We start from the raw sequence: 14,578 nt of genomic DNA, 5'->3' as shown, positions 1-14,578 counted from the left end.
CGCCGCGCCCGCGGAGGCCCCGGCCGCCGTGCCGGCCGCCGACGAGGCCGCCGAGCCGGGAGTCGAGGCCGCCGAACCGGAGTGGTCGCTCGACGAGGCCGCGCCCGGGGCTGCCGCTCCGCCGGAGGCGGACGAAGGCGCCGGGTTCGCCGAGGCGGCCGAGGCCGTCGGGGGAATCGCGCCGGAAGGAGCGCCCGGGGGTGGCGGCGAGCGGGACGCCGGGACGGAGCCCCGATTCGAGGTCGAAGAGCCGCCCGACGAGGAGCTGGCGGCCGCGGAGGCCGAGCCATCGGCCGCGGAGGCCGAGCGGTCCGACGCGGAGGAGACCGAGCCGCCTCGACTGGCGATTGTCCCCGTGCCGGAGGTCAGCGTCCCGCTCTTCGCACTGACGGCGCCGGAGCCGGAGCCGGAGCCGGAGTCGGGTCCCGAGCTCGACCGGGCCCCGGAGGAGACCGGCGCGGCGAACGAGTTGCTGCCCGGCAGGCGTCTGGGCATGATCCGCGCCGTGGGCGTGCTGGCGGTCGTGGCGCTTCTGGCCGTCGTTTGGCTGGTGCGCCGGCGCTCTTCACCCGCGCCCGTTTCCGTCCCGGGCGCGGCGACCCTCCGGCGCTCCGCCGGGCGCCCGGGAGCGGGTCAGGCGCCGAGTCGCGAATCGCTCGAGCCTGCGCCGCCGATGGCGGCCGAAAAGGAGCCGCGCAAGCCCGAGGCCGCCGTTGCGACCCCGAGACCGACGGCGGCCCGGGAATCCGAAACTGCCGAGACGCCGAAGCGAGGCGCGAGCCGTGGGGCGCCGCTCCCCGCAACGCGCACCGAACGCAAGGCGGCCTCGCCGTGGGAGGACCTCGCCCGCGCGGGCCGGAAGACGTTCGAGCGCCCGGGAGTCCACCGGTATGCGATTCAGCTCGAGCTCGCCTGCGAGGAGGCGACGCTTCGGAAGGCGTTCGACACGGACCCGGGACGCCGCCGGATCTGGCTCGCGCCGTACGAATTCCGCGGCCGGAGCTGCTACCGCGTGCTCTGGGGAAAGTACCGGAACCTCGGCTCCGCGAAGGCCGCGAAAGCGACGGTGCCGGCGATGTTCTCGCTCGACGGGAACCGCCCGGCGGTCGTGCCGCTGGGGCGAGCGAAATGAGTCGCGCCGGCACGGCGCGCGAGAACCCGGGAAGGTCTGATGCCCGCTGAGCCGTGGAGCGGGGATCTCTCCGCCGAGCCGCTGCCCCAGATCCTCCGGCGGATCTTCGCCGAACGGCGGACCGGCCGCCTGACCTTCACCCGGGAATCGGAGACGATCCGTCTCTTCTTCGATGCCGGGGAGCTGCGGACGGCGACGTCGTCGGTCGAGGGGCGTCGCATCGGAGACGTGCTCCTCCGGCGGGGTCTCGTCGGCGAATCCGACTTTCGCGCCGCCCTCGCCTCGGACGGGAGCCGCCGCAGCCGCCTCGGCAAGCTCCTCGTCGAGCGCGGGCTCATCCCGCAGCACGTTCTCGACGCCGAGATGCGGCGGCTCGCGGAGGAGATCGTGTTCTCGGCCTTCACGTGGAAGGCCGGAGGGTTCCGCTTCGACGACGACGAAGGGAGCCCGGACGCCGACACCTGGCTCGACCATTCGACGGCCGCGCTGATCGTCGAAGGGATCCGGCGCCTTCCCGACAGCGACGAATACCTCGATATCCTGGGCGATCTCGACCGCAAGCCGGCGGCGATCGAGAATCCGATGACGCGCTGGGGCGTCGTGAAGCTCGCGCCGCAGGAGGGATATCTCTTCTCGCTCTGCAACGGGAGAACGAGCTTCCGCGACGTTCTCAAGCTCGCTCCGTCGCGGGCGGTGGGCGCGAAGATCCTGCACGCGCTGCTCGCCTGCGGCCTCATCGAGATCGCCGAGAACGCCCCGGCCGCGGCGCCGGAGCAGGCGGTCCCGGCGGCGCGCGAGGCCGGCGCGCGCGAGATTCCGGTCGAGTCGACCGCCCCCGACGCCGAAGCCCGGTACGTGGTCGCCCGCGGGAGCTACCTGCGCGCGCGGCAGCTGATCGAGTCTCGCGACTTCTTCGGGGCGATCGTGCTCCTCGAGCAATGCGTGAAGCTCGCCCCCGACAACCCCGAGTATCACTACCGGCTGGCGAGCGCGCTGTCGAAGAACCCCCGATGGGGCGAACGGACGATCGACCAGTTCCGCAAGGCCCTGTTACTCTCGCCGAACCGTCCCGAGGCTCTGCGCGAATTCGCGGAATTCCTCCTCTCGCGGCGGCGTCCCGCCGAGGCGCGGGAACACGCGGCGCGGCTCTACGAGCGGTTCCCGGACGAGCCGAAGCACGCCGAGCTGCTGCGGCGGTGCGAGCAGGCGATGGGGATCGCGGCGCCCTCTCCCGGGGCTTCCGATTCGGGTGAAGAGGAGGAAGAGGACAAGGGCTCCCGGTCCCTCCTCGGCCGGCTCTTCCGGAAGGGGTCCGCGGAGTGATCTTCGATCCGCGGGAGCATTCCCGATCCGAGCTCCATCGCGGAAGCGATTTCGTTCTGGTTGACGAACGGCCGGTGGCACCCGGCGTGCCGGGACCCGGTGTCGGGAGAAAAGGGGTCTGGGGAAAATTCTTTTCCCCAGGTCAAATACTCGAAAAACTGCCGGAGCGAAGCGGAGGCGCGCGAAGCGCCCTGCGAAGCAGGTTTTTCGCCCGAGCTTCGCGAGCGTCGCGAAGGGTGTTCGCTCGGGTCGGATGTCTCTCGTGGGGCGCCGAAGCGGTCGAGGGCGCTGACCCGAGCCGCGAGAGGCCGCATCGCGGAAAGTCTCCCCGAAGTAACCGAGGGGAGGAGGTCTGCGATGCGGGAGCCTTCGCGATCCGAGCTTCGCGAGCGTCGCGAAGGCGACGATGATCGAGGCCGGAATCGCGACCGCCCTCGGTCTCGCCGTCGCCGCCGGATTCAACGCCTGGGCGACGGCCCTCGTGTTCGGGTTGTGCGCCCGCGTGTTTCCCGACCTCCTCGGCGGTCCGATCGCCGCCTTCTTCGCCTCCGGGCCGATCCTCACGATGGCGGCGGCGCTCTTTGCCGCGGAATTCCTCGCCGACAAGATCCCGTTCCTCGACCATTTCTGGGACTTCGCGCACACGTTCCTGCGCCCCGCGGCGGGCGCGGCGCTCGCCGCCGCCTGCCTTCCGGCGCATCCTCCGCTCGCGCGTCTGGCCGCCGCCGCCGCCGGCGGCTTCGTCACGCTCGCGGCACACATGGGAAAAGCGGCGACGCGGCTGTCGTCGACTGCCGCCGTCTCGGGCGTGACGCGGATGGCCCTGTCGATCGCCGAGGACGTGGTCGCCGTCTCGGTGGCGGCGGTCGCGATCTTCTCCCCGGGCCTCTCGATCGCCGTCGTCGGAGCCGTCCTCATCCTGATCGTCCTCCTCTTCGGCCGGATCCGGCGGGCGGCAGCGATCCTCTTCTTCCTCGCGGCGCACCCCCGCGAGGCTCTCCGCGCGTCGAAAGAAGCCTAGCCTTGCCCTTCCTCGTCGACGGCAACAACCTGATCGGAAGCGTGCTCGGAAAAGCCGCCGCCACGGAGGAGGAGCGGCGTTGGGTCCAGAGAACGATCGCGGCCCGCGTGCGCAGCGGCGGGTCGAAGGTGGTCCTCTTCTTCGACGGCGAGCCGGCGGCGGGCAAGCGCGAGGGTTGGCTCGGCGGGCTGACCGTCCGGTTCTCGGGAAATCGCAGCGCTGACGATGCGATCGTCGAAGCCGTCGAGCGGTCGAAAACGCGCCGCGACTGCCACGTCGTGACGGACGACCGGGGCCTGGCCGAGCGGGCGCGGGCCCGCGGCGCGCGGGCGCTTTCGACGGCCGACTTCTGGGGGCGGATGTCGGAGCCGGGGCCCGCGGCCGCCGCGGCCGCCGTGGATGTCGGCGACTGGGAGTCGTTCTTCTCGGACGACCGGAACCGCCTCCCGTGACCCGAGCGCCGTCTGATACAATGCCTTCGGGCGGGCGGTCCATGCGATCGCCGCGATCTTTGGATCGGGGAGGAAAGTCCGAACTCCACGAGGGCAGCGCGCCGGGCAACACCCGGTCGTCCCGGCGACGGGGCGAAGGAAAGTGCCACAGAAAACAAACCGCCTTTTTTCCGGCGCTTCGCGGCGCCGGCGCAACGGCAAGGATGAAACGGTGCGGTAAGAGCGCACCGCCCCGGCGGCAACGCCGGGGGCACGGTAAACCCCGCGCGGAGCAAGGCCAAATAGGGAAACGGAAGAGCGCCCACCTCATCCCGCTCGCCGGGACCGTTTCCGGGTTGGCCGCTCGATTCCGGGAGAGATCCCGGAGCTAGAGGAATGATCGCACCCGACAGAATTCGGCTTACCGGGCCGTCCGCCCACTTTTCGAAGCCTCCGGCGCTCAAGCCCGGATCGACCATCGGTGTCGCCGCACTCTCCGGCAGCGCCGATCCCGACAGGCTCGACGCCGGCATCGCCCATCTCGTCTCGCGCGGTTACCGCGTCGTCGAGGCTGCCAACGTCCGGCTTCGCGACGGCTCACGGGCGGGGACCGATGCCGAGCGTGCGGCGGGGTATCGGGCGCTCCTGACGGACCCGGCGGTCGACGCGATCTTCTTCGCCCGCGGCGGATGGGGCGCCGCCCGCGTCCTCGACCTCCTCGACCCGAAGGAAGCGGCGCGTCATCCGAAGATCCACATGGGCGGCTCGGATCTGACGACCCTCTTCGCGTGGCTCCACGCACGCGCCCGTCTCGCCGCGTTCCACGGGCCGATGGTCGCGGTCGACTTCGCGGGGCCGGCGCGGGACCCGGAGACCGATGCGTCGTGGGAACCGGTGCTGCGCGGCGAATCGCCGATCCGCTTCCCGATTCTCTCCGACCAGGTCGTCGCGTCCGGGCGCGCCGACGCGCCGCTCGTGGGCGGCTGCCTCTCGCTCCTCGTCGCCCTGGAGGGGACGCCGGAAGCGCTCGACACCGCGGGCCGGGTCGTCTTCTGGGAAGACGTGGGCGAGGAGATCTACCGGCTCGATCGCATGCTCACCCAGTGGAAGCGCGCCGGACGGTTCGCGTCGGCGGCCGGGGTTATAATCGGAAAGTTGGAAAACATCAGGAACCAGGGCCGGCCGGACGCGGATGCCGTGTCCGCTCTGCTCGACGAGCACTTCGGCGGCGCTCCGTACCCGGTCGTGCGCGACTGGCCGTCGGGCCACGGCCGGCGCAACCGGACGCTCCCGCTCGGCGCGCGCGTGGCGATCGACACGTCCCGCGGCATCGTCTCGTTCGAGGAGCCGGCGGTCGCATGAAGGCGGTCTTCAAGTCGGGGGCGGGGAAGAGCCCCTCCGACCAGTTCCTCGTCACCTATCTGATGGGCGACATCATCTTCTCCGAAGGGGACCTGGGCACCGAGATGTACATCGTGCAAACCGGGGTCGTCGAGATCTTCAAGAAGATCCGCGGCCGCCAGAAGGTGCTCGCCACACTCGAGAAGGGGGACTTCTTCGGGGAGATGTCGGTCCTCGAGGACGTCTCCCGCACCGCGTCGGCCCGGGCGAAGACCGACGTCGAGGTCGTCCGGATCAACCAGACGACGTTCGACCAGATGATCAAGAGCAACACGGAGATCGCGGTGCGCATGCTGCGGAAGCTGTCGCGACGCCTCCGCGAAACGACCGACCTCCTCGAGGACGCCCTCGGACACAAGGTCGCCGAGCCGATGGACTCCCCCTCGGGGTCCCTTCCGGCGGCCGCACGGGAGGAGCACCGCGTCTACCGCCTCGTCTCCGCGGACCGCAAGACGGAGTTCTACCTGAACCGGGACGGCGACACCCGCATCGGCCGCGCCGACCCGGTCACCGGGATCAACCCGGACGTCGACCTGACCACGCTCGACACGCAGCGCTCGACGTCCCGGAGCCACGCGCGGATCTACAAGGCCGACGACACGTTCTACCTGATGGAGGAGATCGGCGTGATGAACGGCACGTACGTCAACGACCGGCGGCTGCCGACGGGGACGCCCGCCGCGATCAAGGACGGCGACGTGCTGAAGTTCGGGCTCATACCTCTCGTCTTCCGCATCACCAAGGAATAGGGGAGCCGGCGCGGCGATACATCGAGCGATGCGGGCGCCGGGGACCGCGCGTCGCCCTCCAACGTACGCTCTCGGTACGCCTGCGGGCGCCGCGCGCCCCCCGGCATCCCACCTCGCTCGCGTCTCGCCGCGCCTCGATGTTGGAATCCACTGAAACGGGCGGGGTTTCGGCTCGCACCACGCTTGCGCCAAGCCCGTGCGTGGTAGAAGGCGATCGATGAGCGACGTTTCCGTGCGGCTGACGGACCCGATCGCGCGCGTGCCGGGCATTGCGGCCTCGTCGGCCCGGAAGCTCGCCGGGGAAGGGTGCGCGACGGCCGCGGATCTCCTCCTCCACGTCCCGTTCCGCTACGAGGACCGCGCGGCGTTCTCGCCGATCGGGGAGCTGAAAGACGGCCAGACGGCGGTCGTCTCGGGGCGCGTCGCCGGCCACCGGTTGATCCGCACGCGCCGCCGCCGGTTCACGATCCTGGAAGCGGCGATCGACGACGGCACGGGGACGCTTCGGGTCGTCTGGTTCAACCGGCCGTATCTGGCGAAGGCGCTGGCTTCGGGAAAACGCGTCGTCCTCTACGGGACGGCCGGCATCGAGAAGCGCGGCCTGGAGATGCGCAATCCCGAGCACGAGCTCTTCGACGAGGAGGAGGCCGAGGAGTCGGTCCACATGGGGCGCGTCGTGGGGATCTACCGAAAGCTCGGCGGGCTCGGCGGAAAGTGGCAGCGGAGCGCGATCGACCGCGCGCTCCGCGCAACCGATCCGGATTTCCGGGCGGCCGGCGACGCCGGGCTTCTCCTGCGGGCGCTGAAGACGATTCATTTCCCGCCGCGGCGCTCGTTCGCCGCCGCCGTTTCGCGGGCGCGCGAGGCGCTCGTCCGCGAGGAGCTCGCCGTCTTCTTCGACCGGATCGAGGGCAAGCGCGAGGCGCGGGCCGCGACCGGCGTTGCGCCGTGGACATGGACGGCCGCGACGACGCGGCGGCTCCTCTCGCTCCTTCCGTTCCCGCTGACCCGTACGCAGCGGGATGCGATGGCGGAAATCGCCGCGGACTTCCGCCGCGGATCTCCCATGGCGCGGCTGCTGCAGGGCGACGTCGGGAGCGGGAAGACCGCCGTCGCGGTGCTGGCGGCGCTGCTCGCCGTCGAAAACGGGAAGCAGGCGGCGATCATGGCGCCGACGGAGATCCTCGCGGAGCAGCATGCCGAAACGATCGCGGGGTGGCTGGAAGGCGCCCGTTACCGCCTCGCGCTCCTGACCGGAAGGACGCCGCCGGCAGCGCGGCGGGAGCTCCGGGCGGCGCTCGCCGGGGGGGAGATCGACCTCCTGATCGGAACGCACGCGCTGATCGAGTCGCCGGTCCGGTTCGCCGATCTCGGCCTCGTCGTCGTGGACGAGCAGCACCGCTTCGGCGTCGAGCATCGCGCCCGGCTCTCGCGCAAGGGGGGGCGCCCGCACGTCCTCGTGCTCTCCGCGACGCCGATTCCGCGGTCGCTCGCGTGGACGCTCTTCGGCGATCTCGACGTCACGCGCCTCACCGAGAAGCCCGCCGGGCGCGCGGCGATCCGCACGTTCGTCCGGGAGCCCGCGCGGCGCGCGGCGGTCCAGCGCTTCGTGGGAGACCGCCTTTCGGCGGGAGAGCGCGCCTACGTGGTCGTCCCCGCGATCGACGAATCGGAGCGGGAGGTGGCCGCCGTCGAGAGCACGGCGGAAACGCTCCGCCGCGCGGTTCCCGAGGCGCGCGTCGAGACGCTCCACGGGCGACAGTCCGCCGACCGCCGTCGCGCGGCCATGGCGGCGTTCGCGAAGGGGAGCGCCAACGTGCTCGTCGCGACGACGGTGATCGAGGTCGGCATCGATGTCCCCGAGGCGACGGTGATGGTCGTCGAGAACGCGGACCGCTTCGGCCTCTCCCAGCTGCACCAGCTCCGCGGCCGGATCGGGCGGGGAGACCGGCCTTCGTACTGCGTCCTCTTCGTCTCCGACGGCGCGACGGAGGACGCGCGCGAACGCCTCGCGATCCTCGAGGAGTCCTGCGACGGCTTCGCGATCGCCGAGCGCGACCTCGAGCGGCGGGGCCCCGGCGACCTCCTCGGAGCCCGGCAGTCGGGGATGCCGTCCTTTCGGGTGGCCGACCCGGTGCGGGATGCCCGCCTCCTGCCGGAGGTGCGCGACGACGTGCGGGCGCGCCGCGCCCGGGGCGAGAAACTCGAGAGCGATCTCTTCCCCGCGTCGCACGCGCCGGCGCCGCCTGTGATAGAAACCGCGGACGCATGAAAATCGCCGTGACCGGAGGAACCGGCTTCGTCGGAAGCCACGTCGTCAACGCGCTCCTCCGGGCGGGGCACGAGCCGCGGGTCCTCGCCCGGAATCCGGACGCCGCGCGCTCGCGGTTCAACCGGCCGGTTCCCGTGGCCGCGGGGGACGTGTCCGACGCCGCCTCCCTCGAGCGCGCGTTCTCCGGCTGCGACGCCGTCGTCCACCTCGTCGGCATCATCAACGAGAGCGAGGGGCTCTCCTTCGACGCGGTGCACCGGCAGGGCACCGAGAACGTCGTCGGGGCGATGCAGAGGACCGGAGTCCGTCGTCTGTTGCACATGTCCGCGATGGGGTCCGCGCCCGACGCGCCCTCCGAGTACGGCAGGACGAAGGCCGCGGGGGAGGAGGCCGCGCGGAGGTCGGGTCTCGAGGCGACCGTCTTGCGCCCGTCGATTGTCTTCGGCCCCGGGGACGGATTCGTGACGCTCCTCGCGAAGATCGTCCGGTTGAACCCGCTCTTCATCCCGGTGATCGGCCCGGGGACCGTCCGGTTCATGCCGGTGTCGGTCCGGGAGGTCGCGGGGATCTTCGCCGCCGCGCTCGAAAAGCCGGAGACGGCGGGGAAGACGTTCGAGGTCGGAGGGCCCGAGACCCTGACGATGGACGAGATCTACCGCGAGATCGCGGCGGCCCTGGGGAAGCCGCGGAAACGGCTCGTCCACTTCCCGCTCTGGTACGGGCGGATACTCGCCGCGGCCCTGTCGGTTCTTCCGAACCCGCCGCTGACGCGGGACCAGCTGCGCTCGCTCTCGCGCGACAACGTCGGCGACGTCGCCGCGACGGCCGACGTGTTCGGAGCCCCCGCCGTGCGGTTCGCCGACGGCATCCGCGAATACGTGCGGCCGAGGTCGACGCACGACGCCCGCATCGGAATCTGAAGCCGGCGGGCGATGCATCGAGCCGGGCGGCCGCGTGCCGCCGGTCGCCGGCACGACGTACGCTCTCCGGTACGTCTTAGCCGCCGGCCGGCACCCCGCATTCCGCCGGGCTCGCGCCTCGCCGCGCTTACGAGTGGTTCTGAACTGACAGATCGCCTCTAAGAATCAAAGGATCGCCGGCGTGGCGATGCATCGAGCCGTCCGCCTCCGCTCTCTCGAGCTACGGCGCGATTGGCCAGAGGCGCGCGATCAATCGTCGGGTCGTCCCTGCCAACAGGATCGCGCCGAAGCTTCAGCGAAGGCGGAGGCGGGCGCGTGCTCCCGGCCGGCGGCTCGACGTACGCCTATCGGTACGCCTTCACCGCCGGCCCGGCACCCCGCGCATCCCGCCGGGCCCGCGCCTCGCCGCGCCGCGTCGCCTTCGTAAGCGAGATTTTGTCTCGCCAATATCCTCGCCCGGCCGCGACGATCCGCGAACCCGTCCATGGGACCAAACCACGCGCGCCGCGTTCCCGATTCGGATAGGCTTCCCGACGAATGCAGCCGATCGTCGTCGTCATCCTCATCGCGGTGGTCCTCTTCGCGATCTCGTTCCACGAGTCGGCGCACGCGTGGATGGCGCTGAAGTTCGGCGACCCGACGGCCCGCGACCTCGGGCGGATCTCGCTCAACCCGCTCCATCACATCGACCCCTTCGGCACGGTTCTGCTGCCCTTGATCATGATCCTCATGCACCAGCCGCCGTTCGGCTACGCGAAGCCGACGCCCGTGAATCTCCGGAACACCCGCAATCCGCGCCTCGCGAACTTCTGGGTTTCCGCCGCGGGACCGCTCTCGAACCTGCTCGTCGTGATCGTCGCCGCGGCGCTCCTGATCGGGATCGGCCGCTACGACCGCGCCCTCGTCGTCGGGGCGTTCCAGGGTCCTTCGGGAGCGGGCGTCCTCGCTCCCGTTTCCTACATCCTGGCCCAGCTCGTGCTGTTGAACCTCGTGCTCGGCGTGTTCAACCTGATTCCGGTCCCGCCGATGGACGGCAGCGGGATTCTCTTCTCGATCCTCGGGCGGCGCGGCCTCGCGATCGAGATGTTCTTCCACCGTTATTCGTTCGTCATGTTCATGATCATCATGCTCCTCGTCTACTCCGGCTTCTTCGGCCTGATCCTCGGACCGGCGATCCGGATCGTCCTCTCGGTGATCGAGTGGGGGATCGGGTGAGCGAGAGCGCCTCGCACGGGCCGGCCCCGTCGCTTCCGCCGGTCGAGCTCGACCAGTTCTCCGGGCCGCTCGACCTGCTCCTGCACCTCATCCGCAAGAACGAGGTGTCGATCACGGACATCCCGATTGCGGAGATCACGGAGCAGTACACGGCGCATCTCGACCTCATGCGGGAGCTCGACCTCGACGTGGCGGCGGAATACGTCTATCTCGCGGCGGTCCTCATCCACATCAAGTCGCGGTTCCTCCTCCCGCGCGACCCCGACCACCCCGAGGAGGACCCGAGGCAGGACCTCGTCGCGCGTCTTCTCGAGTACGAGAAGTTCAAGCGGGCGGCCGAAGGGTTTCACGAGATCGACACCGAGCGGGCGGGGCTGTGGCCGCGCCCCGACGTCGCGCCGCCGGCGGCGGGACCGGATGCGCCGCCCCCGACCCTCGAGGTCTCGCTGGCCGATCTGGTCGGGACGTTCCGTATCGTGCTCGACCGCTACCGGCTGGCGCACCCCGCGTCGATCGAGGTCCACCATCCCCGGTTCTCGCTGCGCGAGAAGATGATCGAGCTCGTGGGGCGCGTCGAGGAGCGCGGGACGCTGCCGCTCCTCGAGCTCCTCGGAACCTTTCGTTATCGCACGGAGGCGATCACGACGTTTCTCGCGGCGCTCGAGCTCACGCGGATCGCCGCGCTCCGCATCTTCCAGCCGGTTCCGTTCGGCGAGATCCACGTCTCGCGCACGGACCGGGAGTTCCGGATTTCCGAGATCGAGGACGTGTACCATGACTGACGACGAAGAAATCGAACGCCTGCAGCCGGCGCTCGAGGCCCTTCTTTTCTCCTCGGGCAAGCCCGTGCCCGTCGAGAGCTTCGTGGAGATGCTCGAGACGGAGGCCGCCGTCGTCGAGCGGGCGCTTCGGGCGATGGCGGAGCGTACGAACGGGGAAGGGCGCGGGATCCGACTCGAGGCGGTCGGAGGCGGCTGGCGATTCGTGACCCGACCGGAGTTCGACGGGCTGCTGCGCCGGTATTTCGAGATCTCGGAACGGAGCCGCCTCTCGCTCGCCGCGCTCGAGACGCTCGCGATCATCGCCTACCGGCAGCCGATCACCGCGCCCGAGATCTCGGAGCTCCGGGGAGTGAATTCGTCGGCGGTCCTGAAGACGCTCTTCGACAAGAAGCTCATCACGACGGCGGGGAAGAAGCCGGTCGTCGGGACGCCGTTCTTCTACCGGACGACCAAGGACTTCCTGGTCCGCTTCGGGTTGAACGACCTCGCGGAGCTCCCGAAGCCGGAGGAGATCGACGAGGACCTCGCCGGCGAGGAGGCTCCGCTGCCTCTCGCTCTCGTTCCGCCGCTCGGGAACGCGGCCGCCGCAGACGCCGCCGCCGGGACCGCGCCTCCTCCGGCGGGCGCGCCGGACGCCGAAAGCGGCGTCGAGGCGTCCGACGACGCCGCCGCGCCGTCGGACGTGGACGAATCGCCGACCGAGACCGCCCCGACCGAGCCCGTCGGCCGGCGATGAGCGCGGAACGCCTCCAGAAGCTCCTCGCCGCCGCCGGCCTGTGCTCCCGCCGTGAGGCGGAAGAGTGGATCTCCGACGGACGGGTCCTCGTCAACGGAAAGCCGGCGGTCCTCGGGCAGAAGGCGGACCCGGCGGCCGACGCGATCCGGGTCGACGGAAAGCCGCTTCGCCGGACGGCGACCACGGGCCCGCGCCGCTACGTCCTGCTCTGCAAGCCGAAGGGATACGTCTCGACGACGAGCGACCCGCAGGGAAGGCCGACGGTGCTCGACCTCGTCCCCCCCGCTCTGCGGCGCGGGTTGAAGCCCGTCGGGCGCCTCGACACCGCCTCGGAAGGGCTGATCCTGCTGACGGACGACGGAGATTTCGCCCAGGCGGTCTCCCATCCCTCGCGGGGGGTTGCCAAGGAATACCGGGTGAAGGTCTGGGGGGAGCCGCCCGAGAAGTCGATCGAGAGGCTCCGGCGGGGGATCGTCCTCGACCGGAGGAAGACCGCGCCCGCGGAGATCGAGCGGCACCACTCGACGGGCCGCCGGGGCGAAGAGGGGAACACCTGGTACACGGTCGTTCTCCACGAGGGGCGCAGCCGACAGATTCGCCGGATGTTCGACGCGATCGGCCATCCGGTCTCGAAGCTGTCCCGAGTCGCCATCGGCCCGATCCGCGACTCGAAGCTTTCCGCGGGCGCCTTTCGGAAGCTGACGGAAGGGGAGATCCGGAAGCTCCTGAAGAAATGAGCCGCGTGATCGCAATCGACGGCCCCTCGGGCGCCGGAAAATCGACCGTGGCGCGGATGGTCGCCGCGCGCCTCGGCCTTCCGTATCTCGACACGGGGGCGATGTACCGGGCGGTCGGCCTCCTCGCCTTCCGGCGGGGAATCCCGCTCCCGATCCCCGATCCCGGCGCGGTCTCCGTCCTCGCCGCGGGCGCGGCGATCGACCTCTCGACGTCTCCCGAGGGCACGACCGTCTGGCTGGACGGGCAGGACGTCTCCACCGCGATCCGCGAGCCGCGGATATCCCTCTACGCCTCCGCGGTGTCCGCCATTCCGGAGGTCCGGCGGCTGCTGGTCGCCCGCCAGCGGGAGATCGGGCTCGCCCGGGGCGGCGTCGTCGAAGGGCGGGACATCGGGACGAAGGTCTTCCCGGAGACCCCCTGGAAGTTCTTCCTGACCGCGGACGAGCGCGAGCGGGCCCGCCGTCGCCACGAGGAGCTCCGGCGGCGGGGGGTCGAGGAGCCGTACGAGAAGGTCCTCGAGGAAATGCGGGTTCGGGACCGGGACGATTCGTCGCGCCCGGACTCGCCGCTGACCCGCGACGGGGGGTACGAGGTCCTCGAGAGCGACGGGGTGGCCGCGGAGGAAATCGCCCGCCGGATCCTCGCCCGGGTCGAAGCCGGGGAGCCCTCCGGGCCTTGACTCATCCCCGAAATCCGGGTTAGATTTGCTTTTTGGAAATCAAAGATTTAGGGGGCACGAAAAGCAATTGAAGGAGTCCAAAGACCAGCCGATGGAAACCGAGACTGAACTCAGCGCGGCCGAATACGAGAGCCTGATCGCCCAGTACGAGGACACTCTCAAGAACCTCCAGGAAGGGCAGATCATCCGGGGCCGCGTGATCCAGGTCACGCCGTCGGAAGTGATCGTCGACATCGGGTACAAGTCGGAAGGCGTCATATCGATCGCCGAGTTCACCGACTACGAAGGGCACGTCACCGTCGCCGTCAACGACAAGATCGACGTGCTCCTCGAAACCACCGAAGACCAGAACGGTTACGTCGTCCTCTCGAAGGACAAAGCCGAGAAGATGCGGGTGTGGGACGACGTCGAGAAGGCGTTCCGCGAGGGCACCAACGTCCGCGGGCGCATCATCGACCGCATCAAAGGAGGTCTCGCCGTCGACATCGGCGTGAAGGCCTTCCTCCCGGGCTCGCTGGTGGACACCAAGCCCGTCAAGAACCTCGACTTCCTGCGGGGCAAGGACTTCGAGTTCAAGGTCATCTCGGTCGACAAGAAGCGAGGCAACATCGTGCTCTCGCGCAAGGCCGTCATCGAGGTCGAGCAGGAGGCGAAGAAGCGCGAGACCCTCGCCCAGCTCGAGGAAGGGCGCGTCCTGCGGGGAACCGTCAAGAACCTCACCGATTACGGCGCTTTCGTCGACCTCGGTGGGCTGGACGGGCTCCTCCACGTCACCGACATCTCCTGGGGACGGATCAACCATCCCTCCGACGTGCTCAAGGTGGGTGACGAGATCGACGTCGTCGTGCTGAAGTTCGACAAGGAGACCGAGCGCGTCTCGCTCGGGACCAAGCAGCTGACCGCCGACCCCTGGGAGCAGGTTCCGGAGAAGTACCCGGTCGGCTCTCGCGTCTCCGGCCGCGTCACGAACGTGACGGACTACGGCGCCTTCGTCGAGCTCGAGCAGGGGATCGAGGGGCTGATCCACGTCTCCGAGATGTCCTGGTCGAAGAAGATGAAGAACCCCTCGAAGGTCGTCTCGGTCGGCGACACGGTCGAGGCGATCATCTCCGACGTCAACACCGACACCCGGCGCATTTCCCTGTCGCTCAAGAACACGCTTCCCGATCCCTGGGAGGG

At 70.2% G+C, this 14,578-nt stretch carries 14 protein-coding genes and 1 other RNA gene; all 15 read left to right on the top strand.

Going from position 1 to position 14,578, the window contains the following annotated elements; translation table 11 throughout:
* Nucleotides 1–1,132, top strand: a 1,132-nt coding sequence (locus VKH46_16045) for a hypothetical protein (protein HKB72350.1), incomplete at its 5' end; no start/stop codon positions are given.
* A gap of 39 nt (nucleotides 1,133–1,171) precedes the next feature.
* Nucleotides 1,172–2,455: a DUF4388 domain-containing protein gene (locus tag VKH46_16040; GenBank protein ID HKB72349.1), complete on the top strand. Its 1,284-nt coding sequence runs from the start codon at nucleotides 1,172–1,174 to the stop codon at nucleotides 2,453–2,455.
* A gap of 406 nt (nucleotides 2,456–2,861) precedes the next feature.
* On the top strand, nucleotides 2,862–3,476 hold the full coding sequence (locus VKH46_16035; GenBank protein ID HKB72348.1) for a DUF4126 domain-containing protein: 615 nt from the start codon (nucleotides 2,862–2,864) through the stop codon (nucleotides 3,474–3,476).
* 2 nt (nucleotides 3,477–3,478) lie between these two features.
* Nucleotides 3,479–3,928 (top strand): NYN domain-containing protein, encoded by a 450-nt coding sequence (locus VKH46_16030; protein ID HKB72347.1) that lies wholly within the window; start codon nucleotides 3,479–3,481, stop codon nucleotides 3,926–3,928.
* Between the two features lie 31 nt (nucleotides 3,929–3,959).
* An RNA gene (gene rnpB, locus VKH46_16025) (RNase P RNA component class A) lies at nucleotides 3,960–4,347 on the top strand.
* A gap of 37 nt (nucleotides 4,348–4,384) precedes the next feature.
* Nucleotides 4,385–5,269 (top strand): LD-carboxypeptidase, encoded by an 885-nt coding sequence (locus VKH46_16020; GenBank protein ID HKB72346.1) that lies wholly within the window; start codon nucleotides 4,385–4,387, stop codon nucleotides 5,267–5,269.
* Entirely contained in the window at nucleotides 5,266–6,057 is a 792-nt protein-coding gene (locus VKH46_16015; GenBank protein HKB72345.1) for a cyclic nucleotide-binding domain-containing protein, read from the top strand. The genes VKH46_16020 and VKH46_16015 overlap by 4 nt, the downstream gene beginning before the upstream one ends.
* A gap of 217 nt (nucleotides 6,058–6,274) precedes the next feature.
* On the top strand, nucleotides 6,275–8,329 hold the full coding sequence (gene recG, locus VKH46_16010) for an ATP-dependent DNA helicase RecG (GenBank protein ID HKB72344.1): 2,055 nt from the start codon (nucleotides 6,275–6,277) through the stop codon (nucleotides 8,327–8,329).
* Nucleotides 8,326–9,249, top strand: coding sequence for a complex I NDUFA9 subunit family protein (locus VKH46_16005; protein ID HKB72343.1), 924 nt, complete (start codon nucleotides 8,326–8,328; stop codon nucleotides 9,247–9,249). Before recG ends, VKH46_16005 begins: the two co-directional genes overlap by 4 nt.
* Nucleotides 9,250–9,786: 537 nt before the next feature.
* Nucleotides 9,787–10,464 (top strand): site-2 protease family protein, encoded by a 678-nt coding sequence (locus VKH46_16000; protein HKB72342.1) that lies wholly within the window; start codon nucleotides 9,787–9,789, stop codon nucleotides 10,462–10,464.
* Nucleotides 10,461–11,246: a segregation/condensation protein A gene (locus VKH46_15995; protein ID HKB72341.1), complete on the top strand. Its 786-nt coding sequence runs from the start codon at nucleotides 10,461–10,463 to the stop codon at nucleotides 11,244–11,246. Before VKH46_16000 ends, VKH46_15995 begins: the two co-directional genes overlap by 4 nt.
* Nucleotides 11,239–11,982 (top strand): SMC-Scp complex subunit ScpB, encoded by a 744-nt coding sequence (gene scpB, locus VKH46_15990; protein ID HKB72340.1) that lies wholly within the window; start codon nucleotides 11,239–11,241, stop codon nucleotides 11,980–11,982. Before VKH46_15995 ends, scpB begins: the two co-directional genes overlap by 8 nt.
* Nucleotides 11,979–12,719 (top strand): pseudouridine synthase, encoded by a 741-nt coding sequence (locus VKH46_15985; GenBank protein HKB72339.1) that lies wholly within the window; start codon nucleotides 11,979–11,981, stop codon nucleotides 12,717–12,719. The genes scpB and VKH46_15985 overlap by 4 nt, the downstream gene beginning before the upstream one ends.
* Complete coding sequence (cmk, locus tag VKH46_15980; protein ID HKB72338.1) at nucleotides 12,716–13,399, top strand: (d)CMP kinase; 684 nt, start codon at nucleotides 12,716–12,718, stop codon at nucleotides 13,397–13,399. Before VKH46_15985 ends, cmk begins: the two co-directional genes overlap by 4 nt.
* Before the next feature lie 67 nt (nucleotides 13,400–13,466).
* Nucleotides 13,467–14,578: 30S ribosomal protein S1 (gene rpsA, locus VKH46_15975; GenBank protein HKB72337.1), on the top strand; the 1,112-nt coding region annotated here is incomplete at its 3' end.

Source organism: Thermoanaerobaculia bacterium, from assembly GCA_035260525.1.
GTDB lineage: Bacteria > Acidobacteriota > Thermoanaerobaculia > UBA5066 > DATFVB01 > DATFVB01.
The sequence above is the reverse complement of the archived record's forward strand: the minus strand, read 5'-3'. Positions and strand labels throughout refer to the sequence as shown.

Coding starts and splice junctions, on each gene's coding strand:
- VKH46_16040 (HKB72349.1), top strand. CDS start 1,172: ATGCCCGCTGAGCCGTGGAGCGGGGATCTCTCCGCCGAGCCGCTGCCC.
- scpB (HKB72340.1), top strand. CDS start 11,239: ATGACTGACGACGAAGAAATCGAACGCCTGCAGCCGGCGCTCGAGGCC.
- VKH46_16035 (HKB72348.1), top strand. CDS start 2,862: ATGATCGAGGCCGGAATCGCGACCGCCCTCGGTCTCGCCGTCGCCGCC.
- VKH46_16000 (HKB72342.1), top strand. CDS start 9,787: ATGCAGCCGATCGTCGTCGTCATCCTCATCGCGGTGGTCCTCTTCGCG.
- cmk (HKB72338.1), top strand. CDS start 12,716: ATGAGCCGCGTGATCGCAATCGACGGCCCCTCGGGCGCCGGAAAATCG.
- VKH46_16015 (HKB72345.1), top strand. CDS start 5,266: ATGAAGGCGGTCTTCAAGTCGGGGGCGGGGAAGAGCCCCTCCGACCAG.
- VKH46_15985 (HKB72339.1), top strand. CDS start 11,979: ATGAGCGCGGAACGCCTCCAGAAGCTCCTCGCCGCCGCCGGCCTGTGC.
- recG (HKB72344.1), top strand. CDS start 6,275: ATGAGCGACGTTTCCGTGCGGCTGACGGACCCGATCGCGCGCGTGCCG.
- VKH46_16005 (HKB72343.1), top strand. CDS start 8,326: ATGAAAATCGCCGTGACCGGAGGAACCGGCTTCGTCGGAAGCCACGTC.